20 protein-coding genes are annotated in these 21,262 nt (G+C 53.6%); 10 read left to right on the top strand and 10 right to left on the bottom strand.

The window, feature by feature from the left end:
* Positions 1 to 25: 25 nt before the first annotated feature.
* Positions 26 to 1,069 (bottom strand): sensor histidine kinase KdpD, encoded by a 1,044-nt coding sequence (locus JMJ16_RS43595; RefSeq protein WP_201391811.1) that lies wholly within the window; start codon positions 1,067 to 1,069, stop codon positions 26 to 28.
* 449 nt (positions 1,070 to 1,518) lie between these two features.
* Here JMJ16_RS43595 and JMJ16_RS43590 point away from each other — a divergent pair, with 449 nt between their 5' ends.
* The 9 genes from JMJ16_RS43590 (at position 1,519) to JMJ16_RS43550 (ending at position 7,779) form a co-directional block, all read left to right on the top strand.
* The gene (locus JMJ16_RS43590; protein ID WP_201391809.1) at positions 1,519 to 1,941 is read left to right on the top strand and encodes a MarR family winged helix-turn-helix transcriptional regulator; all 423 of its coding nucleotides are present in this window, start codon (positions 1,519 to 1,521) and stop codon (positions 1,939 to 1,941) included.
* Between the two features lie 68 nt (positions 1,942 to 2,009).
* Positions 2,010 to 2,825: an SDR family NAD(P)-dependent oxidoreductase gene (locus JMJ16_RS43585; protein ID WP_201391806.1), complete on the top strand. Its 816-nt coding sequence runs from the start codon at positions 2,010 to 2,012 to the stop codon at positions 2,823 to 2,825.
* Positions 2,826 to 3,341: 516 nt separating this feature from the next.
* Complete coding sequence (locus JMJ16_RS43580; RefSeq protein WP_201391804.1) at positions 3,342 to 4,322, top strand: aldo/keto reductase; 981 nt, start codon at positions 3,342 to 3,344, stop codon at positions 4,320 to 4,322.
* A gap of 188 nt (positions 4,323 to 4,510) precedes the next feature.
* Positions 4,511 to 4,861, top strand: coding sequence for a hypothetical protein (locus JMJ16_RS43575; RefSeq protein ID WP_201391803.1), 351 nt, complete (start codon positions 4,511 to 4,513; stop codon positions 4,859 to 4,861).
* Positions 4,862 to 5,222: 361 nt separating this feature from the next.
* A complete protein-coding gene (locus JMJ16_RS43570; protein WP_255553292.1) occupies positions 5,223 to 5,816 on the top strand; it encodes a TetR/AcrR family transcriptional regulator in 594 nt (197 codons plus the stop codon).
* Positions 5,817 to 5,872: 56 nt separating this feature from the next.
* On the top strand, positions 5,873 to 6,517 hold the full coding sequence (locus JMJ16_RS43565) for a DJ-1/PfpI family protein (RefSeq protein ID WP_201391799.1): 645 nt from the start codon (positions 5,873 to 5,875) through the stop codon (positions 6,515 to 6,517).
* A 75-nt stretch (positions 6,518 to 6,592) separates the two neighbouring features.
* Positions 6,593 to 6,874 carry a pyridoxamine 5'-phosphate oxidase family protein gene (locus tag JMJ16_RS43560; protein ID WP_201391797.1) on the top strand — a complete coding sequence of 94 codons (282 nt, stop codon included), beginning with the start codon at positions 6,593 to 6,595 and terminating at the stop codon, positions 6,872 to 6,874.
* Positions 6,875 to 7,027, top strand: a complete 153-nt coding sequence (locus JMJ16_RS43555; protein ID WP_201391794.1) for a hypothetical protein — start codon at positions 6,875 to 6,877, stop codon at positions 7,025 to 7,027.
* Between the two features lie 140 nt (positions 7,028 to 7,167).
* On the top strand, positions 7,168 to 7,779 hold the full coding sequence (locus tag JMJ16_RS43550; protein WP_201391792.1) for a LysE family translocator: 612 nt from the start codon (positions 7,168 to 7,170) through the stop codon (positions 7,777 to 7,779).
* A gap of 667 nt (positions 7,780 to 8,446) precedes the next feature.
* Here JMJ16_RS43550 and JMJ16_RS43545 read toward each other — a convergent pair.
* From JMJ16_RS43545 to JMJ16_RS43530, 4 genes are all read right to left on the bottom strand, one after another.
* Positions 8,447 to 9,289 carry a DinB family protein gene (locus JMJ16_RS43545; protein ID WP_201391790.1) on the bottom strand — a complete coding sequence of 281 codons (843 nt, stop codon included), beginning with the start codon at positions 9,287 to 9,289 and terminating at the stop codon, positions 8,447 to 8,449.
* A 576-nt stretch (positions 9,290 to 9,865) separates the two neighbouring features.
* Positions 9,866 to 10,627, bottom strand: coding sequence for a DUF4386 domain-containing protein (locus tag JMJ16_RS43540; RefSeq protein WP_201391788.1), 762 nt, complete (start codon positions 10,625 to 10,627; stop codon positions 9,866 to 9,868).
* Between the two features lie 36 nt (positions 10,628 to 10,663).
* Entirely contained in the window at positions 10,664 to 10,912 is a 249-nt protein-coding gene (locus JMJ16_RS43535; RefSeq protein WP_201391786.1) for a hypothetical protein, read from the bottom strand.
* Between the two features lie 188 nt (positions 10,913 to 11,100).
* A complete protein-coding gene (locus tag JMJ16_RS43530) occupies positions 11,101 to 13,815 on the bottom strand; it encodes a LuxR C-terminal-related transcriptional regulator (protein ID WP_201391784.1) in 2,715 nt (904 codons plus the stop codon).
* A 713-nt stretch (positions 13,816 to 14,528) separates the two neighbouring features.
* Here JMJ16_RS43530 and JMJ16_RS43525 point away from each other — a divergent pair.
* Positions 14,529 to 15,821, top strand: coding sequence for an erythromycin esterase family protein (locus JMJ16_RS43525; protein WP_201391782.1), 1,293 nt, complete (start codon positions 14,529 to 14,531; stop codon positions 15,819 to 15,821).
* 196 nt (positions 15,822 to 16,017) lie between these two features.
* On the opposite strand, the gene JMJ16_RS43520 is transcribed toward JMJ16_RS43525, so the two are convergent.
* The 5 genes from JMJ16_RS43520 to JMJ16_RS43500 all read right to left on the bottom strand — a co-directional run bounded on the left by JMJ16_RS43520 (position 16,018) and on the right by JMJ16_RS43500 (position 21,173).
* Entirely contained in the window at positions 16,018 to 16,788 is a 771-nt protein-coding gene (locus JMJ16_RS43520) for a sugar phosphate isomerase/epimerase (RefSeq protein WP_201391780.1), read from the bottom strand.
* Positions 16,789 to 17,186: 398 nt separating this feature from the next.
* On the bottom strand, positions 17,187 to 17,726 hold the full coding sequence (locus JMJ16_RS43515; RefSeq protein ID WP_201391778.1) for a peroxidase-related enzyme: 540 nt from the start codon (positions 17,724 to 17,726) through the stop codon (positions 17,187 to 17,189).
* The gene (locus tag JMJ16_RS43510) at positions 17,707 to 18,063 is read right to left on the bottom strand and encodes a hypothetical protein (protein WP_201391777.1); all 357 of its coding nucleotides are present in this window, start codon (positions 18,061 to 18,063) and stop codon (positions 17,707 to 17,709) included. The genes JMJ16_RS43515 and JMJ16_RS43510 overlap by 20 nt, the downstream gene beginning before the upstream one ends.
* 307 nt (positions 18,064 to 18,370) lie before the next feature.
* Positions 18,371 to 19,243, bottom strand: coding sequence for a TIGR03621 family F420-dependent LLM class oxidoreductase (locus tag JMJ16_RS43505; RefSeq protein WP_201391775.1), 873 nt, complete (start codon positions 19,241 to 19,243; stop codon positions 18,371 to 18,373).
* Positions 19,244 to 19,574: 331 nt separating this feature from the next.
* The gene (locus JMJ16_RS43500) at positions 19,575 to 21,173 is read right to left on the bottom strand and encodes a UxaA family hydrolase (protein ID WP_201391773.1); all 1,599 of its coding nucleotides are present in this window, start codon (positions 21,171 to 21,173) and stop codon (positions 19,575 to 19,577) included.
* Positions 21,174 to 21,262: the final 89 nt, after the last annotated feature.

The following is a 21,262-nucleotide window of genomic DNA, read 5'->3' as shown; positions in this document are numbered from 1 at the left end:
TTTACACATACACACAAGACAGAAATCAATCACAGGGTACATGCGGCATCTCTTGGTGTGATTGAAAAGGAATCTGCACAGAACAAATGATTCCCTGCGCTTCAGTAGAGGTTATCCATATGCGTCCACCATGTCGCTCAATGATCTCTTTACAGATCGTGAGGCCAAGCCCCCACCCTTCTCTGTTTGTGGCTTCGGCGGAAGGTGTACGATAAAAAGGCTCGAAAAGCTGCTCCTGCTGCTCTCGAGTAAATACAGGCCCCTCATTCTGGACCTGGAGAAGCACATTGGGAGGTTCTACACTCAGAGAGACATTGATCGCAGTATGTTCTGGCGAGTACTGAATGGCGTTTCTGACAACGTTAATGACGACTTGGGAAAGTCGTTCGCAATCGGCTTGCAGAATGAGAGGGATTGGTGGGCATATAAACGTAATCGTGCGCTTTGAGAATGCGCGCTGATCCTCGATGACTTCACGACAGAGGTCACCAAAATCGCATGGGCTCAGCCGTAATTGAATATCACCTGACCGGAAACTGCTCAGGTGAATCACTTCCTCCATCAAGGCGTGCAAAGCGAATGCTCGCGCGAGAATTTTTTCAAAATGCTTCTTCCATACAAGCGGCGATGTCGCTGCACCTCCTCCTTTGTTCAGGCGACGCAGGGCGAGTTGCGCCTCTCCAAGTATCGTGGTAAGCGGGGTCCTCAATTCATGGGCTGCCCGGATGAGAAAATGGTCCTTGAGACGGTTCGCGCGCTCAAGCTGCTGATTAGCCGCTGCCAGTTCCTGCGCGTACGCATGTGCCTCTTGTTTTGCGGCAAGGGCGCGTTTGTATTGCACTTGATGTTGAGCCGCAAGAAAAGCAATCGCGATTTGCGCAAACACGAAGGGGATGAGGAGAGTGAAATCATACCAAATACTCAAGGCAAATAAGTTATATTGAGGAACGACAAAGATGCTGAAGACAAAGAACCCTATGGTCATGGTAACCAATGCGGGACCAACACCCCACACAAATCCGACAATGACAGCAACCAGACAAAAAGGCGTCCAAATAAAGTGTGGCATTTTGAGAAGGTGGTTCACAAGTCTGGCAAGAAGGACAAGAACGAGCCCAACTCCATAACCGACAAAAGGCCGGTGCCACCTTCCCTTCCTGATGGCCAACCGTTGAGTATTGGTCCCATGACGCCGAAGATATCGGTTTACTCTTCTCATACGTATCATGCCTCTACTCATCACCTCTTGCCTCATAGTATTCTTGCACGAGAAGAGTGTAACCTTCAGCTTCCAGACAATGTGCCCCAGCTGACACACTGAGAAGCATGCGATAGTTTCTCGTGAGAGGATTTCTCATTAAGTAGAGGGTGCATCCTCCTTTTATCACTCTACGCCCCAAGAAAACCGCAACAACATCAACCACAACAAGCCGATCCTCTCTCGCTTGACAACCTGCACCTATTCGCGTTATACTCAAGGCAGCACAGTTAGCCAGCAAAGTAAAAATAGAGGAACATATGCATCCATTTGAAGACGATGTAAGCTACGCTCTTATTCAGTTGATCAAAGAGCACCGTAGGCAGGCTGATGAAGCACTGAAACAGCTTGGTTTGCATGCAGCGCAAGAGTTTATGCTTTTCCTACTTTGGGAAGAAGATGGCTTATCTCAATCTCAATTGGCTGCTCGCCTCAAGCTAGAGCTGCCGACGGTTACCAAATCAGTGCAGCGTATGGAACGTGCTGGCTTGGTAAGGCGTTGTGTTGATGAGCAGGACACACGGATTTCGCGTGTCTATCTTACCGAAGCCGGGCGCGCCCTCTATGAGCCCGCTATGCAAGTATGGAAGAATCTCGATGCTCGCGTCTGCCTCCATATGACTGAACTTGAACAGGCACTGTTGCGTCGTCTGCTTCAACAAGCTCTTGCTAACGTTTCCTAGAGGAAGAGATTTCCTCTTTTTTTTGAGTTTTAAATAGCCGGCTAACTATAAAAGGAAGGATTACGCACATGAATATGGAAGTCCCATTGATGAAGGATCGTATTGCCTTAGTGACAGGAGGAAGTCGCGGCATTGGTGCAGCAACAGCGATTCAGCTTGGAGGGCATGGGGCGAGGGTGGCCGTGAACTACTATCGCAATGCAACGGCTGCTCAAGAAGTGGTGGAGACCATTGAGAGAGTTGGAGGCAAAGCACTTGCCTTTCAAGCGGACGTCGCGAAGCAGGAGGAGGTGGAACAAATGGTTTCGCGCGTTCGCGAGACCCTCGGGCCTATTGATACGCTGGTTCTCAATGCCCCGGCGTCAAGCAGCAATCCCACGTCTTCGATCCCTGCCCACGAACAGCTTCAGGCAATCCTTGCCTCTTTCACAGGAAGCCGTTGGGACATTTTGGATGCATTTGTCCGGGGTCAATTACAAGCTGCCTACTATCCCAGTCAGGCAGTTCTTCCTGACATGATCAAACACCAGCGAGGAAGCATCATTTTCGTCAGTGCCACCCATGCTCGTCGAGCAAATGCAGGAGGAATAGCCGTCGCAGTCTCTATAGCCAAAGCCAGCGTGGAGACGATGATGCAACATATGGCAGAGGAACTTGGACCCTCCGGCATTCGGGTCAATACGGTGGGTGGGGGGATGATTCTCACCGATCTCAATGCAGGAGCACCACAGGAGATGAAAGACCAGATGGCCCGGATGACCCCTTTACGGAGAAATGGACGACCGGAGGACATGGCCTCCGCCATTACCTACCTGGCTTCCAATCAGGCCTCTTTTATCACTGGGGCCTATCTCACTGTGGATGGCGGCAATTTCATCATTTAAGGGGTTAAATTAAGGCACCCTGGAGGTGACCTTGAGAGGAGACGAGCTTATGGCTAGTGAGCCTATCATATCAGGGTCAGGCACATCCCTGTCCGTGCGTGATCGCGTCGGGCTACTCATACCTTCTATGGCTACGACAACCACTATCCAAAGGAACTGTCGGAACATCAAGATCCCGTAAATAAAGCCAGGGGATTCTCACTCTCGCGAGTGGGCCTTCTTCACTGGCTACGAGTTTCCCGTATGCCGTTGCTGGTAATTAAGGCGACAAGTGAGCAGGTTTTGAGGGTCTTGGTCACTTTCGGTGGAAAACCGCTCAAGTTTTTTAACAATCCGCCCATGTAATTATCGTATTTCCGGGTGTTTGGTAAATCGGGGAATGTTTGGTAATTTTCGGGGGGAGCAAAGTCGCGGAAGATTTCCTCCTTTTGGAGAATGTGCGGCGGGGTGGGGGTCAGGTATGATGGGGCATGCCTGATAGAGGCAAACCATATTATGATCGGAGGAGGAAACAGAATGAGTACAGTAATGACACGAACGCTTGGAAGAAGCGGCATCGAAGTAAGTGCCCTGGGTATGGGCTGCTGGGCAATCGGTGGGCCGTTCTGGGCCGGTGACCTGGCGTGCGGGTATGGCGAAGTAGACGATGTGGAGTCTATTCAAGCTATTCAGAGGGCGCTCGACCTAGGCGTGACCCTGTTTGATACGGCCGGGGTCTATGGCTGTGGGCATAGCGAACGTATCCTTGGCCAGGCGCTAGGAAAGCGGCGCGCAAACGTGCTGATTGCCACCAAGGTCGGGGACCAGTTCGACGAAGAAACACGCAGAATTACCGGCGGCCTGGATGATCCTCGATCAGGCATTCGCCGAGCCTGCGAAGGCAGTTTACGCCGCCTGCAAACAGACTATATCGACCTCTATCAACTCCATTTTAATGACTATGATCTTGAGGGGGCTGTAGAGGTGCGTGAAGAGATGGAACAACTCGTGGCGGAGGGAAAAATTCGCTATTATGGGTGGAGCACGGACGATCCAGAACGCGCGCGCCTTTTCGCCCAGGGGCCGCATTGTATGGCCATTCAGCATACGCTCAATGTCTTTGAGGACAATCCCGCCGTCTTAGCAGTGTGCGAGGAACACAATCTGGCGAGTATCAACAGAGGCCCCCTGGCGATGGGCGTGTTGACCGGGAAATATACCTCAAGAGAGCAGATAGGACGAGAAGATATTCGACTGTCTGAGCTTTCATGGAATTACCTCAGTAGCGAACGCTTACCAGGACTGTTGCAGCGACTAGACCAGGTTCGCGAGGTCCTGACGAGTGATAGCCGTACGCTGGCACAGGGTGCACTGGGCTGGCTATGGGCGCGCAGCGGGCATACTATCCCTATTCCGGGCTTTAAGACTGTCAAACAGGTAGAGGAGAACGCAGCAGCGATGCAGTTCGGGCCACTGAACGAGGCCCAGATGCGCCAGATCGAAGAACTGCTTGGATGAGATAGTTGGATGAGGCAGAAAGAGAGGTCTTCTCACCGAGCGTAATCGGAGCTTGTGGAGTTGTTTTCATCCTCCTGTTACTAGGAGCGCAAACGCTCATCATCCTCAATGCCTACAATTAGTTTCCTAGAAAAGGCTGAGGAAGGCCAAATGTTTGAACATGCACGCTGATTTATACAGTCTTGACGGTGACTCTGGGCTTGATCTATGTGGGCCTGGTGCTTATTTTCGGAACCCTGGTACGCGATGTCCTCGGCCAGCAGGAGAATACGCTGGGCCTGGTCGCTTCGACCCTGGTGGTTGCGGCCCTCTTCCAGCCGTTGCGTCATCGTATCCAGAGAGTCATTGATCGGCGCTTCTATCGTCGCACATACGATGCCGCCCAGACGTTGGAAGCCTTTGCCTCAACCGTACGCCATGAGATGAGCCTGACTGGGTTGAGTGAGCACCTGATGGCGGTGGTGCAGGAGACGATGCGGCCTGCTTCTCTCTCTGTGGGTTTTCTCGATGAAGCGGCAGATACCAGAGAAAGGTGTTGAGGAGGAGCTTGTCTAGTGCGCCCGCGAACAATCAGGTATGGGCCTCTTTTGCACTGAAACCCACGCCTCGCTGCTTGCGCAAATCCTACGCGTCTGTTGTGGCTTGCCCACAAGGGTATAACGTTTCAGTATCCTGAACCAAACGATTTGTTCGCCGCAATGATACGCGGCCTCCAGAAACATACGAACCATCAGCAGCATGGAACAGAGACAGGGTATCCAACCCTTGAACGCCATGCCTCATCCTTGAGGGAAACGTCATCTCAGTCTTGGGATTATTTACCACAAGCAAGTCACAGAGGCAAGTCCATGCCAGAATTTGCTCTTGACAAAAAATACGATCGTATTTTATACTAGGCACATGAGTCATCGTGAAAATTCCAAAGAGCTCATTTTAGAGCGCGCGGTTCAAATGGCATCCGTGCAAGGCTTGAATGGGTTAACTATTGGGCGGCTGGCGGAGGCGCTCTCTCTCTCGAAAGGAGGGATCTGTGCTCATTTCCCATCAAAAATCAATCTGCAAGTAGCTGCTGTTGAGAGGGCTGCACAGATCTTCCAACAGGTCGTGACCGTGCCCGCGCTTGAAAAAGCATCCGGCTTGCCGCAACTCCAGGCTCTCAGCGATGCCTGGTTTGAGTATCTTGTGGCAAGAACCTTTGAAGGAGGATGCTTTTTTACCAATGCGCTGCTTGAGGTAGACGATCTGGAGAGCAATGAAGTCCGCGAAGCGGTCAGGCAGCAATACAATCGCTTCATCGAGCTGGTTGAGCGGTGCGCTCGTGACGCTGTGGCGTGGGGCCATTTCCGATCGGATCTGCAGATCCATCAATTCGCCTTCGAGTTCCTTGGCATCCAGTTCTCAACACTGGCATGGCGAGGATTAGGGCGCGACGCAGAGATGATAGCTATAGCAAAGAAGGCGATGGTTGATCTGTTTCAACGATCTGCGAGCTAATTTTTTTTGTCTTGGAATAAATACGAACGTTCGTATTTAGAAGGAGACCATCTGCTATGAAACACCAGTGGACGGTGGGTATTCTGCTGTTTGAGCACGTCGATCTAACAGATATAGCCGGACCTTATGAAGTTTTTTATAACGCAGGCTATACCATGCATGACCTCCGCAAAACGCTATCAGGTCAGGATACTCTTGAGAATCACCCATTTGTTGTCAGAACGGTTTCCCAGAGCGGGCAACAACTCAAAGCCAGTAATGGGCTTCGCCTTGAGCCTGATTATTCGTTTGAACAGTCTCCTGCTTTTGACATCGTGGTCGTCCCTGGCGGGAATCTTGGCATCATTGCTCATATGCGTGCCCAGGATGAGATCATCCAGTGGATCGCCCGCTCGGCCTCTCAGAGCACCCTTATGACCTCTGTCTGTTCGGGAGCCTTTTTACTCGCCCAGACAGGACTCCTCAATGGGAAGCGAGCCACAACCCATTGGGCCGCGCTCGATCTCTTTGAACAGCAGTTTCCTCAGATCCAGGTCCAACGCACAGGAAAGTTTGTGGATGAAGGAACCATTATCACATCGGCAGGAGTAACGGCGGGTTTCAATATGGCGTTGCACATGGTTGAGCGTCTCTTAGGAGAAGAAATGGCTCAAGCAGTCGCCAGGGGCATTGATTTCCAAACGTCTTTGGTTCACGAATGAGAGAGGGCATATGCAAGGAAGAGAGGGACGGTCTCTCTCTCTGATTCATCATTGCTGAACAGGAGAAATTATGGTATGCGGAAGAACCTGCAAGTGGCAGATTTAGGTGATCTGCTTGAACAGCCTTTAAATGGTGTTTTAGCCACGTATTTCTCTCGTGGTGAAGTATTGCTCTCTCCCATCTGGTATGAATGGCTGGATGGAGGATTTAATGTGGTTGTTCTGGCCCATGATGCCAAGCACCGCAATTTGCAGTCTGACCCCCGAGCGAGTATCGTCGTTGCCGAGAATGGAGGTCGCAACCGCGGAATTGAAGTGCGGGGTATTGCGTATTTCACAAGTGATGGTGTAGAATAGGTGCATAAGAGAATATTGCAGCGCTATGTGCTACCGGAGTATGTTGCTCTCTTTTTGCAGGAACTGGCGAGAGCTCCACACGTGCATATCCGTTTGGAGCCGGGAACACTGCGTGCCTGGGATTTTGCCGACCTCTCCGACTTTGTTCGATGATCGTCATCGTGATTTTTTGCAAAAACCGAAACGCTTAAGGAAAGAGGAAGAAGAGTGGAAGAAGTTAAAGGCTCAATGCTGCTCGTCTCCCACCATTCTTCCCCATCTGAGTTATTAACTATCTAAAAAAGGGAGCGCAGATGACCATCGCGTTTTTCATCACTACCCTGATTGTTGTTGTATCACCAGGAACCGGAGCAGTTTATACCATCACTGCCGGGCTTTCGCGTGGTGCTCGTGCCAGCATCGTAGCGGCCTTTGCCTGCACGCTCGGCATCGTGCCGCACTTGGCTGCAGCACTACTCGGGCTTGGGGCTATCCTGCATACCAGTGCCCTTGCATTCAATGCGGTCAAATACGTTGGCGTAGCATATCTGCTCTTTATGGCGTGGCGTTCACTGCAGGAAAAAGGTGCATTGCAGGTTGATCGCAAAGAGGTCAAGCGGTCTCACCTACGCATTATCATTGAAGGTATTCTCATCAATATCCTCAATCCCAAACTCTCTCTCTTTTTTGTGGCGTTCCTGCCCCAGTTTGTCAATGCGCAGGAAACACAGCCGCTTTTGCGCATGATAGAGTTATCGGGGGTATTTATGCTGGTAACGTTTGTGGTCTTCTCAGCTTACGGCATTTTTGCCTCTGCCATGCGCGATCATGTGCTCACGCGTCCACGCGTTATGCTCTGGCTGCGATGCAGTTTTGCTGTTGCCTTTGGCGCACTAGCGGTCAAGCTGGTATTCACGGAAAGATAATTCACCCCAGTTTTTGACATTTCTCAGAATACGCTGGATTCGGCAGATGCTTCATCTGCTGCCAACCTAAAAGAAAGACAGTTGAGACATCTCACCAGCCGCTTTTTTCCTGTATCTTGGAGCGCGGTCAGGGAGCCGCTTGACGGGGTGCCATTCCACTTCGTGAGGTTGCCCCAGATCGAGTTGTGGCGTGCGATACCTTGTCTCGACAAGACTCGGCTCCCTGATATTTCGCACGTGCTTCTTGTCACACCTCGCCGTAACATGCTTGATGTATGTGTCAAGCATGTTACGGCGAGGCATCATCTGTAGAACTCTCCTGGTGTTCGAGATCACTCATTCATAGAATACTTCTGCACTGTTCGCCAGCAGACTGGTGGGATTGATATCAAGTGGCCTGGGACTGGCTTGCACCAGATAAAATGCCGATGGTTTTAGCGGCTGCAAGCAGACAAACGGTGATAATCAAAGTTGGCTGAGTCCCATACACATACGTCAGAAAACAGGTTGATGCTGCGCATCTCTGCATCCAGTCTTTCCCCTTTTTCTTGTCCATGTGAGCATGGAATGTCGCTTCAGCGACAGGGGCGCCCCTGTCGCTGAAGCGACCACATCATTTCAACATATCCACCTATGAGAGAGAGGAGAACTGAAGACGTTCCTGTTCTTAATCCAACTCGACGACTGGCAGGCCGTGGACGCCGAGAGTGGTGGAGATTTCGCTGCCGTGATGGATGTCATGTTCGAGCACACCCCAGATGATCGACTGGAGCGAAACCGCGGGCCTCACTACTTTCGCCTGACGTGCTGCCTCCACCCACATCTGAGCGTACGGCTGGAGCGCAGGCTCCACCAGTTTCGCGTGCCGCACACGTTCCTCATCATCCAGAGGCGGGACGACCTGCTCAAGATCAGCAGGGGTCAGGCGGGCCAGCGTATGCTGGATCAGCTGCCAAGTCTTCTCAAGTCCGGCAACCAGTTCTGCTGCCGGGTGGCATGGATCCACGTTCCCCTCACAGACTCCTAGAGCCCATAATTCGAGGGAAGTCAGATCGTCGCTCCCCTCGCCCATTCGCGCGTGGAACCACCAGGCGCGATTTGCAACAATATGCGTCACGTACATGCCAATCGACCAGTGTTGCGGCGTGGTGCGCAAGGCAAGCTGCTCTCCGGTAAGGGGCGCGATGGCCGCGACCAGACGCTGCTGGTAGATACCCCAACCCGCGTAGAAGGGGAGGAGTGAAAGCTGATGTTCTGTCATGATAGGTATTCCTTGCTTTTTGTCTTCGAGAAAAAACAGTACTATCGTATCAACACGCGCAAGGACATGATGGAAGAGACCAGAGGGAGGAGAGAGCAGGTCATCGCTTACACGATGATCGAAGAGGCGGATGCCACGACAGGGGAAAAGATGGCATCCATCTGCGGGTGCGTGTGGTAGATGGGGAACATCAGCGATGCGTTCGCCGGAGTTCCATGCCTGACACCTCTTTGCTGCGCGCTTCTCCATATCTCTGAGCACCATCAAATGCTTGCGTTATCACTATCCGCCGTCTCGGCTCCGGCCTCGCCAGAAGGGCCGTCGAGCAGGAATCATGCTCTGCGGCATTCCAGGCGTAGAACGGCTAAGCGCTCATGCCTGATGAGAGACACGCGATAGGTGGAAGCAAGAATGGTAACGTCTGTTTCACTGTTTGAACAGGAAACAGGATGGAGTTAGCAGCACACTGGCATAGATGTCAAAACCTCCCCAAAAAACGTATGACTACTTCACGAGTATACAGGGAGAGAGATAATCCTGTCAAGGATGGGTTGGCGAACTGGCGAATCCGATCCGGGACGCTTGGATCGGTAGAGGAGAGGTACCCAGGCACGTGACACAGGCGGACCAGCAAAACACTTGCCCCATGGCAAATTGATTCATATCCTGGTTCTTGGAGACGAGCAAGCAGCCAGGGACCATCAAAGCTGACGGAGTTCCAGAATATGTGTCAAATTCTGGTCTCGATCCTTTTCAGTATACTTTATCAGCAAGGAGGCACTCCGCACCGGCGGCCATGAGAGGGGCCGCCGGCTACGGTAGCGTTCACTTCGCGGCGACGACGCGCTCGGGGGCTTCCGGTGTCTTGAAGCCCCTGAACAACAGCCAGAAGGGGAGAAGGATGATCTCGAACGTTGCGACGGGAAGGGCAAAGATCGTCCCGTTGCCTCCTGGTGCCACGTCGATTAGACCGAACCAGCCGGCAACGCTCCCGAACAACACCACGGCGTAGCCGATCAAACCAACCACAGAGATAAACCGTGGAACGAGTCGGAACCGGAACAACATCCAGGTAAAGAGCAATCCACCCAACCCGAGCATCGGGAGAGAAACTTGGGTCAGGCCAAGGAATTTCGCCTGCTTGAGGACGTCGCCAAGAGTCAGAAACCACGAGCCTTGGGGGGCACCAGCCTTGAGGAACTCCTGGCTCAACGGGATCAGCAGCAAGGTCGCGACGATACCGACCATCATGATAGTGCCCTCGATGATCCGGCAAGCCAGGTACCCGACCGCGAGGACTTCATCGAGTTTTCTGAACAAGGGAAACGCAAACACCGCGATGAAGACAATCCCAATGTTGTTGATCGACCACAGCAGGGAATCCAATACGACTGCTCCCCTGGTCGGAAAAACCCAGGCCAGATAGTCGGGGGCGTTCAGAAGCGGATCCAGCATGAAAGCCCCGGCGCCACTGGTGATCGCAGTCACCAGGAAAAGGGCCGCAATCACGATTTCTGCCCTGCGCTGGTTGGCACTGACGATGCGCTTTGATTTTGGAGTTTGCGTGGTTTGCTCGGTGGTAGTCATGTATTTGTCTCCTTTTTTGAATAAGAGTGATATGTGTCAATGTTTAATATCCGGCAGATCTGCCGGTTCGGGTTCAACGCGAATGACCGAGAGCAATGGCATGCCTAGATCACGCACTTTTCTCAGCAAGCTATGCAACGCGGCCTGATCGACTGGGCCGGTTAACACCGTCTCGCCCCGGTCTTCTCGCGTGATGGTCAGGCCAGAAAACCAGTTGGCCCATTGGTTCTCAAGGTGTCCCTTGATGCGAATCTCATAATGTTGTGGCTCATGCATTTTTCTCATATGGATCAATCTCCACGTCGTTGCATGCGTTCTTTTCTTTGATCAAAATATACCCATGAATGTGGTGAGAAGGCATCACCACATGTGGTGATTGATGTGGTGATTTGGTAATCGGGAGGCTGTGATGGAGAAAAAAAGCCCCGGCAGTGGTTCGACACATCTGCTGGGGTTGGTGGAAGCTGGGTGCGTTAGAACAAATCGAGTTCCTCAGCCCGGCGGACCGCTGCCCGCCGGGTGTTCACCCCAAGCTTGCTGTAAATGTTTTTGGTGTGGGTACGCAAGGTGTTGAGGGACACTACGAGTTCGTCGGCAATTTCTGGGCCGTTCAAGTCAGTTCTGAACAGCCGAAGCACTTCAAGCTCACGTTCCGAGAGTGACTCGATCAAAACCTGTTTGACAGGCGTTCTGTCTGAAGCTGAGCCCAGGGCTGTCAGGAGTTGACGGACATAGTTCGGGGCAATCCCGTGTTTCGCGGCTCCTTCTAGCAGGACCCCCATGGATGGGCCTTCGTCCACAAACATGCGGGCGTAGCCCTCCGGCTCAGCCAGCGAGAGTGCCTGTTGCAGTGCCATGAGAGCAGCAGAGGTGTCACCTTGCATCTGGTGGGCGAGCGCCTGGAGCACCAGGATTTCGATGATGCTTCCCGTCCTCTCACCTTCTTGCGCAGCTTTCAGGAGGCGCGAGAGCAGTCCTATTGCCTCAAGCAGAGATCGATCTGCACGGTCGCTCTTAGACCTGGCCAGGAGCACCCTGGCCAGGGTGATGTGCTCGAACTCGCGCAGGTAGCTGAGGTCGTCCTCAATGGACAAGCCCTGCTCACGCGCCCAGCTAAGGGCCTCGCCTAACCTCCCCTGCGTGACGCACACCCGTGTCACGAGCGCCGCTACAGGACGCACATTGGGGAAGAAGTCTCTCACATACAGGCCTTCTGCCTCGTGGAGCAGGTCGAGAGCGCCGTCCAGATCTCCCTGGGCCTCCCGTATGCGAGCCAGAGCAACACACCAACGAGACCGGTTTTGCGGGAACCCTGTGCGCTCGCCCAGCTCCTTGCTTTTCAGCAGGCACTGCTCGGCGACATCCAGATCGTTCTGCTCTCGGTGGAGCTCGCTCATGCCCACATACAGGTCTGCCGTTCCCCGCAGGACAGGCTCCCCCAGCGCCAGCGCCTCCTGCAAAGAGCGCTCGTAGGTCCGCATGGCCTCGTGGAGACGACCTTGCGCCATCCTGATATCAGCCAGGGCGATGGTGCCACTGATGGCGTCAGAGATGTTTCCGGCCATCTGCACACTCGCTATGCCATCGGCAAACATCCGGTGCGCTGCCTCTAGATCCCCGCTCACCCAGGACGCGAGCCCCAGGAGCGCCGCTGCTGCTCCGCGCCCGAGATGGTCTTCCTCAGGTACGAGGTCGAGCACCCGCCGGGCGTATTTTATGGTGTCGGACACATCGCCCAGAACCTGGGCACGCGCGGCACGGTACACGGCTATCAAAGCCGGGAGCTGGCGAAATTCCTCTTCGTCCATGACGACCATCTCAGTTGATGGAGCAAGCGCAAACGCCCTCGTATCTGCCGTCGTATCCAGCCACCGTTCGGCGTCCCGCAATCGGGCGTGGACGGCCTCGAGTTCGCCGCTCGCCAGTAATGCATAGGCATACCCAACACTGAGCACGGGCCTGAAGTGAAACAGCTCGTCGGGGAGCGCCTTGAGCCAGCCAAGCAACGTGGCATCCTGTCTACTCCTGCGCATTTCCGGGATTGCCAGCTCGACCAGATCCGCCGCTCGCTCGAAGTCCTCGGCGGTCAGTGCGTGGCGGATGGCATCGCCCACCGAACCATGATGTTCGTACCACTCGCTCGCGCGCCGGTGTAGTGTCGAGACCTGCTCGGGCTGCTCTACCAGCAAATGCGCAGCGAGCACGTCAGCAAAGAGGTGGTGATAGCGATACCAGTGGCGTGTGTCATCGAGCGGAACGACAAAGAAGTTACCTCGCTCCAGGGCTTCCAACCGCGCCCTGCCTTCTTCCTGACCAGTGACGGCATCGCACAGCGGACCACTCAACCGGTCGAGAATGGAGGTCTGGAGTAAGAAGTTGCGCACCGGTTCGGGCTGACGCTGCAAGACCTCTTCGACTAGGTAGTCCACGATGTATCGGTGATCTCCAGCGAATGCCCGGATGAAGCCGGGAACATCCTGATGGCCCCGTAGGGAAAGCGCAGCGAATTGCAGACCAGCAATCCAGCCCTCGGTGCGGTCTGAAAGTCGGGCAATGTCCTGTGTGGAGAGAGTGAGGCCCATCACCTGGGTGAGAAAGGCAGTAGCTTCGGAGGAGGTAAACCGCAAGTTGGCGGCGCGCAGTTCGGTCAGGTGGCCCCGAGCGCGTAAGCGGGCCAGGGGGAGATGTGGGTCTTCACGAGTGGTGATGACCAGGTGCATGTGCGGGGGCAGATGTTCGACGAAATAGGTGAGGGCCAGGTCAACCGATTGGGCCTCAATCACGTGGTAGTCGTCCAGGACGAGGACGAACGGATCTTTGATGCTCGCCAGGTCATTGAGCAGGGCCGTCAGCATCGCTTCGGGTGGTGGTGGCTGACTTGATTGGAGCGCACGCAAGACTCCTTCGCCAAGCGTGGACGCAATCATCTGCACAGCCGCGATGAGGTAGATCAGAAAGCGGGTAGGATCGTTCTCCCCTTCGTCCAGAGATAGCCAGGCGGTTGGTCGCTTGATGCCCTCGACCCATGCAGTGACCAGCGTGGTTTTCCCAAAGCCTGCGGGAGCAGAGATAAGGGTCAGTTTGCGGTGCAACCCCTCGTTCAACCGCTCGATCAGGCGAGGGCGGTTGACCACGTGAGGCCGAAGCCGAGGGAGATACAGTTTCGTGGCGAGAATGGGCGTAGGCATGTCTGCTTCTTTTCCTTCTGGTGGTTCAAAGGAGGAAGTCACGCGTGGCAGTCGGAAGCTGAAGTCGATTACACGACTGCTCAAAGGCAAACGTCTTCATGCGTCGCTCCTTCTCATGGGCCTGGGGCCGCGTAGAGTGCTAGATACCTCTGCGCGTAATCGTACTCCATTCTTCAACTAAAAACAAGGTGTTGGCGCATTTTCTTGCCATATAGACGCAATTCCCCGCCAAGTTGAGGTGGAAGAGACGATAGCGGCTGCTCTGGTCGCGTACCCGGCTCGACGCTCATTCCAGAAGCCCTGGGAAGACTCGATAGTGCGTAATGTATTGCCAAGCTTCATGTAAAACTCCCAAGTCCGGACTTGAGACTTTTTTTGCGATACACTCCTCGTTCTCTCACAGAAATCCAAGTATATTGGGCCTGCTATGATCCATGTATGTCCATACGCACTCTCCTGGCTCTCTTTCTACCCTCTAATCTTGCATCTGTGTTGTACTGTAGAGACGTGATCCAGAAAAAGCCCGGCCAGCTTGGATCGGAGATGCATGCATGCAACCGAATGCTCGATCTGCTGAAGCCTGGAGAGTGGTCTCACTTGTCCAGGCGCCCATGCTCTCAGACGGTAGACGAGAGCATGGGAGAGAGAAGCGGCAGAAAGAGAAGATTTCTCCTTGGATAAATGGTACAGTGAAAACAATAGAGGGTAGACTCATGACGAACGCAACAAGAGTATATACAACACTTGATAACTGGATAGCACACGAGGCGATCCCATGCTCTCTCGCTTCTCGCCCGGACTTCAACGCCGCCGTTGATACGGTGATCGACTCACTTGGCGATGAGGTAACATTGCTTGGCTTTGGAGAAGCACTCCATGGAGGGGAAGAGCTGCTTGTCCTTCGCAACCAGCTCTTCCAACGCCTTGTAGAAGCCCATGGCTACAGCGCCATTGCCATTGAAAGCAGTTTTCCTCGAGGCCCTCTCGTCAACGAATACGTGCTTGGCCGCGGTCCGGCATCCTATGAGGCGGTGCAGGATACTGGCTTTAGCCACGGTTTCGGAACGTTCGAAGCGAATCGCGAGCTGGTCGAGTGGATGAGACAATACAATGCTGATCCAGCTCACCCTACAAAACTCCAGTTCTATGGTTTCGATAGCCCGACCGATATAATCGCAGATAGTCCCCGCCAGACACTGCACTTTGCGCTTGATTACCTCAGCGAGAGAGATGAGGACCTCGGCCAGGAGTATCGCAAGCGCATCGACCCGCTGCTTGGACAGGACGCTGACTGGGAGAATCCGGCTGCCGCGCTCGACCCAACGCAAGCGATAGGTCGATCACCGGAGGCAACCGCATTGCGGATCGAGACCGAGGAGCTGATTGCAGAGCTGCGCGTGCGCCGTCCCGAACTGGTCGCAAAGAGCGACGAGAGCCGCTATCGAGAAGCCGTCCACTATGCTGTGGTGGCTCAGCAACTCCTGCACTATCATGCTACGCTCGCGCAACCGTCCGAGCAACGCCAGGCCCGCCTGCTCGGCATACGTGCCGCAATGATGGCAGAGAATCTGGCGTATATCGTCTCCCGTGAACAGGGACGAGGCAACGTCCTGGTTTTTGCCCACAATAGCCATCTCAAGCGTGGAAAGGTGCAATGGGGGAATGAGACGCTGAGCTGGTGGCCCGTTGGATCTCATCTTCATGAACTATTCGGTCGCCGCTATGCCGTCATCGGCTCAGCCGTAGGCTCCTCGCCAGCCAACGGGATCGACCAGCCAGAAGCCGGGACGCTTGAGGCGCGGTTTACATCCGCTCCCGGACCAGTGCGGTTCATTCCCACCCATCAAGGGCAAGGGCTTCCTACAGAGGAAATGGCGGCACTTCCGATTCGCTCTGGCAGCCAGAAGAACAGGAGCTATGAACCACTGGGCGCCCAAAGCTTCACCGATTTCGATTGGTTCGCTGTCCTGGATACAACGGCCTACAACGGGTGGGGCCATTTCTAGAAGGCTGGAGCGCACGTTTGGAGCAATCACGTCCTCTGATCGCGTGATGCGCGGGTGCTGAGTTCTAAAGAGACCATTCCAATTTGAAGGCAAACAAAGAAACGGAGAGCCTCCATTTTGGAGTGGTCGCTACCTCTGGATAAGGGGGCTTCCGATTAAACACACCACAAAAACGGGGGAAGCTCATCCTCCGACATCACGCTAATGATAGAGTCAGTTTGCGTAAGTTTTCCAGACTGATCTGTAAACTATCCATTGGATTGCCCGGACATACATCTTGCTCAATGGCGTACCATTCCACGCCGGCTAGCTCGCCCCAACGAAGTATCGCAGTGAAATCGATGCTCCCTGTACCCACTTCAGCAAATGTCTCTCTTTCATCTGCAGTCATATCTTTCAAATGGATGATCGGCATTCTGTTGGCATAGGGCTTGATAAATGAAACGGGGTCTTTTCCACCTTTTTTGACCCAGTAGACATCAATTTCTGCCTGAACCGCGTTTGTGTTGGATGGTTCCAAGAGATATTCAAGAGCTGATTTCCCATTGATAAGGGTCTTAAACTCAAAGTTGTGGTTGTGATAACTTATACGGACGTTTTGATCTGCAACTTTCCGGGCAACCTCGTTGAGACGCTGCCGAACCAATGTGTACCCTTCGGCATTCTGATATTCTTGCGGTAAATAGGGGCAAATGACGTCGCGGGTATGAAATAGACGAGCTTCTTCGAGAACCTGCTCCAAATCATCTGTGAGTCTTTGTAGCGGAATGTGCATTCCGGCTGTGCCTAATCCGGTTTCATCTAAGACGCTGGCAATCTCCTTCGGATCATATCCATGCAACCCGGAAATCTGCACACCCGCCCATCCCATCTTTTTTAGTTCCCTCAGAACATTGGGGAAATCTGTTTTTAATTCTTCACGCACAGTATAGAGTTGCGCAGCAAACTTGGATTCAATAGGTTTCATAAAAATCCTTTCGTGGAGACCCGCATGCCTTTAGGCTGTGGGAGAAAACAAAAGCTTCCATAGGCGCACCCCTTGCGGGGGAGGAGGGGAAGCACGGTCTCCTCCTCACGTGGTCTCAAGAAAGATGAGCCCCGTCTCCGTGCAGACGTATGGTGCTCTTCGCCAACGTTGGAAAGGCTTGTCGTGCCAGCAGCACCGGTCCCTCCTCACCAGGACTTTTCACCACCACTGGCGCGAGAGCTACGGACGAGAGCAGGCATCCGTAGGTCGCATGACCTTCCCAACGTAGCCGATTTCCCGACTCAGGCGAGTCAGCTGGAACTTGCAACAGCCTTCTCTCGTGCGAGAACAGTACGCAAGCCAATCCCCTAAAAGGGGATTGGGTTACTGAACTGTCTTCAGAGATACCCCATTGCTAACAGGCGTTCTCCCGTCCGGGCAAAGCCTTCCTCCGATGGGATCTCTACATCAAACGCATCCGCAAGGCGATCAATCATGTTAAAAAGCGCACAGACCACCAGAGCATCTTCGATAGCCTGATCGCTCACACCTGCTGCGCGCACAGGCGTGATATCGCCAGGTCCAACTTCAAAGGGTGTCAGCGTCAGCTTCTCCAGCAGACCCAGGGTTGCCCGTATCTTCTCATCAATGGGAGCTGTCTGCCAATCTTGCAAGACAGCATTGACCAGATCGCCCTCAAGCGCCTGCGACGCAACTGCGCCGTGAGCACCCGCTCAATAGGCACACTGATTTTTGCGGGAGACAAAGGCCGCGAACAACTCGCGCTCGCCAATGCTCCAGTCGGACTGTCCTCGCAGCACTTCCTGGAGGTAAGCGGAGAAAGGTTGACCAAACACATGCGAGCGGTAGGTCAAGGTGCGCCTAATATCGGAAGCTGGTTCGCCCTTCAACACCTGCTCAATGATTTTGAGTCGCATCAGATTCTCCTTTCAGCGCACTCAGGCCACGCTCTAGTCGGGCCATGCCTGCACCCAAAGCAGCGCTCAAGGTCAGCTCAAAAATGGCATCCTCACTATACCCTGCCGCGCACAAAGCCTCGATGTCCTGATCAGTGACCTTGTAGGCATACAGAGCGACTTTGGTAATATAGCGTTCCAACTCTGCAGGAACTTGCCCTGCTTGGTGAGATGCGCGCCCGTTCAACTTCGCAGACTGCACTTCGACATGCTGTCGAAGCGTAGAGTCAACCTCGCCTGGACTATTGAGCACTCCATCGCTCAATGCCTGCGTGTATCTTGCATAACGGCTGTGCATTAGAAACAAATACCTTCTCTTTCCTTCAGGAAGACATAGAGAAAGGGCTTCGACCAACCCGTCTTCCGTTCCTGTTCGGGATGAACCCCAAGAAAATATTTTAATCTCTGCTTGAGCTTTTTATCAGCGAGTCCGCGTAAGAGCCATAACTTGTCCACTTCGACACATATTCGCGTCAGTTAGTTCATATCAACACAGCGTAAAGCCATTGATGTCTTCTTGTACTGGCACTTTCACCTACCGAGCATAAATCTTACGCTGTGGACAACGATTGAGATCATCGTAGCTGGGTTACTGTTTTGGAAAGCTATTTGCCATTCAAGTGAGCAATCACTGGAGCAAAGTTCTCTGATTGCCTTTCCTGAATCTGAATATAAGAGATACCCAGGCGCTCACGCTGCTCCAGCAGATACTCCACTGCCTGCGCCGTGGTCATTGGGCGTGATTGCACTGGTATCCCTCTCTGGGTGAGGGGGCCAGCGGTGACGGGATTGTCAGTTAATTCAATCCCAAATTCATTTCGGCTGAACTCCAGATGCTCAAAGCGCTCACCCGCGGCCTCTCGTATCCAGCCGATCTTCTCCTCTAACGATGCATCGGTAGGATCAACTGATACTGGCATGATGATATTGGCCTCACGCGCCGCAAGAGTCAGCATGCGGCGACCTGAGCTGCCGATTAGAATGGGAGGATGTGGTTGCTGCACCGGTCTGGGAACGGGGCGCAGTGCTGTCGCCGTGTAGTACTTGCCGGAGAAATCGACGGTTTCGGTGGTAAAGAACTGTTTGATGATGGACAGCCCCTCCGCAAAACGAGAGACGCGTGTGCCAGCCTTGTCAAATGGAATGCCGAGCTGTTGGTAGTCTCGCGGCCAGTTGCCCGCACCCAGTCCAAGTTCTACGCGACCATCGGAGAGTTGATCCAGCGTCGCTATCTCTCTAGCCAGCAGGACAGGATGGCGATAATCATTGACAAAAACATAGCTCCCGACTCGCAGTGACGTGGTGGCGGTGGCGGCCACGGCGAGAGCAGTAATCGTTGCCAACGGTGTCCCCAGAACATCTGGTATGAGCAGAGTGGAGTAGCCCAGTTCCTCTACGCGTTGTGCCAGCGTCATCCACGCTGAACGGGATGGGTGACCGCCAGTGACAACCCCGAAACGAAATGCTTTTTTCGCCATAAACACCCTTCTTTCAAGAGAATAGATCCTCCCCCATTATAGCATCAGTGCTCTTACTCTTGCGTTTTGCCTGTTTTTGAGAGTAACCTCTCGTTCAACCAAGAAGCTTCCTTGCTGCATACTCTATTGCTCAAGGAGATTCTGAAATATGTCGTGAATGATGCCGTTACTGTAGGGATCAGTGGCTTGATTATGTTATCTGTGATGGTAGTGATCTTGCCTTAAGCACGTCACCAGCATGGTCAGGCCGGCAAATGGTAGGAAAAAGACTTTTCGCCTCTCTCGTATCAAAGATTTTGCGGACCCTATCGCTGCCTTATCGCCAGAATGTTTACATGGTCGCCCCTAGAATCCAGGGAGCGAACTCTTCTTCACCGATATCCTGGGCCTCACTTTTGCTCTTTTTGCCGCTAGCCACAGCAATCACCTCCTCGAGAATCTGCTGTCCGATCTCCTCCGCACTCACCCCCTCGAGAATGACGCCAGCGTTGAGATCCATATCATTGCGCATATTCTCATACAGAGGAGTGTTCGTCGCGACCTTGATAGAGGGAGCAGGTTTGAAGCCAAAGCAGGAGCCACGGCCGGTGGTAAAGACCACAATGTTTGCTCCTCCTGCGACCTGGCCCGTGACGGAGACAGGATCATATCCTGGCGTATCCATGACGACCAGACCACGTTCCCCAATTGGCTCGGCATATTGGTACACGGCATTCAATGGTGAGGAACCCCCTTTTGCAATCGCGCCCAGTGACTTCTCATAAATAGTCGTCAAGCCGCCAAGTTTGTTGCCAGGAGAGGGATTATTATCCATTTCCATGTCGTTGATTGCCACATACTGCTCCCACCAGCGTAACCGCGCGAGCAGCTTTTCGCCCACCTCCTGGCTACGCGCACGTCGTAGCAGCACGTGCTCGGCCCCATAGATCTCTGGTGTCTCACTCAGGACGGCGGTCCCTCCCTGTCTGATCAATTCGTCAGCACAGTACCCCAATGCAGGATTCGCCGTCACACCGCTCCAACCATCGCTCCCACCACACTGAAGCGCCAGCGTGAGCTCGGAGATGGGAACTGGTTCACGTCGCACTTCATTCACCCGTGGAAGCAGTTCACTGATCAGGCGCACTCCCTCTTCAACGGTCTGCGCAACGCCCTCATGCTCCTGAAGGGTGAGCGAGAGTGGTTCTTTCCACTGCCTCCCTGCACTCAGTCCCATCTCATTGATCAGGTTAGGGATCTGATTACTTTCGCAGCCCAGGCCCACCAGCAGGTAGGCACCAACATTGGGATGGGAGGCCATACCTGCCAGCACGCGCTGCAGTGTGTTGATCCCCTGGCGTCCCATCGCACAGCCACTTTTATGGGTTAGACCGATGATTCCATCTATGTGAGGATAGCGGCGCAGTATCTCTGGCCCAAAACGCTTCTGGATGGCCCGGATCGTACTGGCAGAACAATTGACGGTGCCAATCAGTGCCAAATAGTTGCGCGTGCCAACCCTGCCATCGGGTCGTTTATAGCCCAGAAAGGTGCGCCGCTGGTGGAGCGGGACAAGGTCAACCAGGCGTAGCTCGCTCCCATACGTATACTGTTGGTGGAGTGTACCCACCGCGAGATTGTGTGTATGCACATGAGAGCCTGCTGCGATCGTTTGTGTCGCAAAACCGATGATCGAGCCATAGCGGAGCACTGGCTGGCCCTGCGCAATCCCTCGCAACGCCAGTTTGTGACCTGCCTGGATACGCTGCCCGACCTCAAGCAAACGGCCATCAGGCAAACGCAGAACAAGACCCCTGCTCAATGGCAGGCGAGCAATAGCAACATCATCGCCTGCCTGCAAGAGGACAGCAGCCTCCTGGAGGTCGATGGGTTTGTCATGAGAGAAAGCACTTCCCTGTATCTGCAAACGCGGCTGTGATCGCTTGTCCATACATTCTCCTTCTACGCTCCTTTGAGAGTATATTCTTGCTTTAAATGTACCATATCTCCATGTTGGCACAGTACTAGAAGAGAGGGAGA

This window comes from Ktedonobacter sp. SOSP1-52 (assembly GCF_016587395.1).
The sequence above is the reverse complement of the archived record's forward strand: the minus strand, read 5'-3'. Positions and strand labels throughout refer to the sequence as shown.

What these genes read in the sequence shown, in the direction of transcription:
- JMJ16_RS43595 (WP_201391811.1), bottom strand. Translation starts at nt 1,069, where the DNA reads ATGCCACACTTTATTTGGACGCCTTTTTGTCTGGTTGCTGTCATTGTC.
- JMJ16_RS43590 (WP_201391809.1), top strand. Translation starts at nt 1,519, where the DNA reads ATGCATCCATTTGAAGACGATGTAAGCTACGCTCTTATTCAGTTGATC.
- JMJ16_RS43585 (WP_201391806.1), top strand. Translation starts at nt 2,010, where the DNA reads ATGAATATGGAAGTCCCATTGATGAAGGATCGTATTGCCTTAGTGACA.
- JMJ16_RS43580 (WP_201391804.1), top strand. Translation starts at nt 3,342, where the DNA reads ATGAGTACAGTAATGACACGAACGCTTGGAAGAAGCGGCATCGAAGTA.
- JMJ16_RS43570 (WP_255553292.1), top strand. Translation starts at nt 5,223, where the DNA reads ATGAGTCATCGTGAAAATTCCAAAGAGCTCATTTTAGAGCGCGCGGTT.
- JMJ16_RS43565 (WP_201391799.1), top strand. Translation starts at nt 5,873, where the DNA reads ATGAAACACCAGTGGACGGTGGGTATTCTGCTGTTTGAGCACGTCGAT.
- JMJ16_RS43560 (WP_201391797.1), top strand. Translation starts at nt 6,593, where the DNA reads ATGCGGAAGAACCTGCAAGTGGCAGATTTAGGTGATCTGCTTGAACAG.
- JMJ16_RS43550 (WP_201391792.1), top strand. Translation starts at nt 7,168, where the DNA reads ATGACCATCGCGTTTTTCATCACTACCCTGATTGTTGTTGTATCACCA.
- JMJ16_RS43545 (WP_201391790.1), bottom strand. Translation starts at nt 9,289, where the DNA reads ATGGAGAAGCGCGCAGCAAAGAGGTGTCAGGCATGGAACTCCGGCGAA.
- JMJ16_RS43540 (WP_201391788.1), bottom strand. Translation starts at nt 10,627, where the DNA reads ATGACTACCACCGAGCAAACCACGCAAACTCCAAAATCAAAGCGCATC.
- JMJ16_RS43535 (WP_201391786.1), bottom strand. Translation starts at nt 10,912, where the DNA reads ATGAGAAAAATGCATGAGCCACAACATTATGAGATTCGCATCAAGGGA.
- JMJ16_RS43530 (WP_201391784.1), bottom strand. Translation starts at nt 13,815, where the DNA reads ATGCCTACGCCCATTCTCGCCACGAAACTGTATCTCCCTCGGCTTCGG.
- JMJ16_RS43525 (WP_201391782.1), top strand. Translation starts at nt 14,529, where the DNA reads ATGACGAACGCAACAAGAGTATATACAACACTTGATAACTGGATAGCA.
- JMJ16_RS43520 (WP_201391780.1), bottom strand. Translation starts at nt 16,788, where the DNA reads ATGAAACCTATTGAATCCAAGTTTGCTGCGCAACTCTATACTGTGCGT.
- JMJ16_RS43510 (WP_201391777.1), bottom strand. Translation starts at nt 18,063, where the DNA reads ATGCACAGCCGTTATGCAAGATACACGCAGGCATTGAGCGATGGAGTG.
- JMJ16_RS43505 (WP_201391775.1), bottom strand. Translation starts at nt 19,243, where the DNA reads ATGGCGAAAAAAGCATTTCGTTTCGGGGTTGTCACTGGCGGTCACCCA.
- JMJ16_RS43500 (WP_201391773.1), bottom strand. Translation starts at nt 21,173, where the DNA reads ATGGACAAGCGATCACAGCCGCGTTTGCAGATACAGGGAAGTGCTTTC.